The sequence below is a fragment of the Actinomycetospora sp. genome, from assembly GCF_055612215.1.
In genome coordinates this window covers 1-2,231 of sequence record NZ_JBVPVA010000649.1, presented here as the reverse complement: position 1 = coordinate 2,231, position 2,231 = coordinate 1, and the positions used below count along the sequence as shown (strand labels likewise).

Below are 2,231 nucleotides of genomic sequence, written 5' to 3'. Positions count from 1 at the left end.
TCCCGGAGCGCCGCGGCGTCCGGAAGGGCGCACCGTGCCGGGCCCGTCCTGATCGGGACCCTCAGGCGAGGACCAGCCGGGCCGTCATCTCCCGACGGCTCGTGACGCCGAGCTTCGCGAAGATCGTCTTGAGGTGGTCCTGCACCGTGTGCGGGGACAGGTGCAGCGTGCCGGCGATCGCCCGGGTGTCGGCGCCCTGCAGGACGAGCAGCGCGACCTCCTCCTCCCGGGCGGTCAGGCCGTGGGCGGCCAGCGCGAGCCGGCTGAGTGACGCGCGCGGCGTGGGCTCGACGGTGACCACGACGTCGTGGCGTCCCGGCGCACCGTCGAGCGGCGCGCCGCGCAGGCTCAGCCACGGCCCGGAGACGCTCTGCGTGCGGGACTCGGCGAACCCGGCCCGGGCGCGGGTGGTGGCCACGACGGCGAGCACGTTCGCCGGCAGCGACCCGTGGTCCCACCCGCCGAGCTCCTCGATCGCCGCCCGCGCCGCCGGACTGAGGTGGGTCACCTGGTCGGCCGCGTCGACGATCATCACGGCCGGGCCGTCGCCGGGCGCGGCGGACGGCGCCGTCTCGCGGCCGAACAGGCAGCGCTGGATCGCCTCGGCCACGAGCCCGCTGACCGCGCCGAGCTGCTCGGCGTCGCCCGCCGTGAAGGGCGGGTCACCGGCGCCGCGGTAGAGGGCCATCGCGCCCCAGGGAGCTGCCCGGCTGCGCATCACGACCCGCAGCTCGTCGGTGAAGCCGAAGCGCGGGGCCAGGAAGTCCCGGTGCCGCCGGCAGGCGTCCACGTCTCCCCCGGTGTCGATCGACAGCACCCCGGCCGGTGGATTCCGCCGAGCGATCTCGGCGAAGCTGTTGACGTCCGGGGCTCCGTACTCGAGCGCGGACCACTCCTCGTCCCCGACACCCAGCGACCGGGTCTTGGACGCCCAGGTCATCACGCCGGTGGCGGGGTCGGTGGTCGCGAAGCAGGCGAAGTCGAACGGCACGTGTGCCGCGACCGCGCGGTACACGGCCTGGGCGAGGGCCTCGCGGTCGAGGTCGGCCGTGGTGGCCGCGCGGAGCCGCTCGGCCAGATCGGGACCCGTCGTCGTGCGCACGGATCCATCGTCGGTCACGACCGCCCCGCGAAGAACCCCAGGTTGTTGGGATGTCCCCGGCCGGGTGCCGCCACCCAGGCTCATCGGCATGAACACCGCGAACACCATGGACCCCAGCACCGGCCACCAGCACTCCACCCGCTGCTGGTGGGACGTCACCCGGGCCCGCTGGGTCTGCGCCCCGACCGCCGTCGAACCCGACCATCCCCCCGTCGACGTGCGCGACATGCTGGTCGTGCACACCGCCCTGCTCCGCGAGTTCCGCCTGGCCCCGGCCGCGGTCGCCCGGGTGCCGGCCGGGGCCCGTCGACAGGCCGGACGCGTCGACCGCCACCTCGGCCTGCTGTGCGACCTGCTGCACCACCACCACGAGGGCGAGGACGAGCTCCTCTGGCCGCCGCTGCGCGAGCGGGCGCCGGCCCGGGCCGCGGCGCTGCTCGACGTGGCCGAGGCCCAGCACGCCGGCCTCGACGGCGCCCTCGAGCGGGTCCGCGACGCCCGCCGCCGCTGGGTGGCCGGGAGCGACGCCGGGAGCCGCGAGGAGCTCGTCGCCGCCCTGCAGACGCTGCACGGACTGCTCGCCGAGCACCTCGACACCGAGGAGCGGACCCTGCTCCCCCTCGCCGCGGCCCACCTCACCGAGGCCCAGTGGCGCGCCGTGGGCGAGGCGGGCGCCGCCGCGATCGCGAAGAGCCAGATGCTGCTGGTGTTCGGGATGTTCGCCTACGAGGGCGACCCCGAGGTCCTCACGACGATGCTCGCCGAGGCCCCCGCCCCGGTCCGGGTGCTCGTACCGCGCGTCGCCCCGCGCGTCTACGCGCGCCGTGCCGCGCAGGTTCACGGCACCCCGCGGCCCTGACTCCTGATTCCGAACCGATCCCCCGAAGGAGCTCACCATGACCCCCGACGACCTCAACCAGCAGTGGGCCGACGCCTTCAACGCCGGCGACCTCGCCCGCCTCATGGAGTTCTACGAACCCGACGCGGTCCTCGTCCCCGGCCCGGGTGCCGAGCCGCTCCGGGGTCACGACGCGATCGAAGCCGCCCTGAAGCAGTTCCTCGCGCTGGGGGGCCGGCTGCGCTTCACCCCGCGGCACTGGCTCGTCGCGGGGGAGCTCGCCCTGGGCAG

At 75.6% G+C, this 2,231-nt stretch carries 3 protein-coding genes; 2 read left to right on the top strand and 1 reads right to left on the bottom strand.

Annotation, left to right across the window (positions count from 1 at the left end):
• Nucleotides 1–61: 61 nt before the first annotated feature.
• Nucleotides 62–1,102: a helix-turn-helix transcriptional regulator gene (locus AC0CYZ_RS17810; protein WP_472217708.1), complete on the bottom strand. Its 1,041-nt coding sequence runs from the start codon at nt 1,100–1,102 to the stop codon at nt 62–64.
• A gap of 88 nt (nt 1,103–1,190) precedes the next feature.
• Here AC0CYZ_RS17810 and AC0CYZ_RS17805 point away from each other — a divergent pair, with 88 nt between their 5' ends.
• Complete coding sequence (locus AC0CYZ_RS17805) at nt 1,191–1,961, top strand: hemerythrin domain-containing protein (protein ID WP_472217706.1); 771 nt, start codon at nt 1,191–1,193, stop codon at nt 1,959–1,961.
• Between the two features lie 37 nt (nt 1,962–1,998).
• Nucleotides 1,999–2,231 (top strand): YybH family protein (locus AC0CYZ_RS17800; RefSeq protein ID WP_472217704.1); only part of this gene is annotated, 233 nt, incomplete at its 3' end.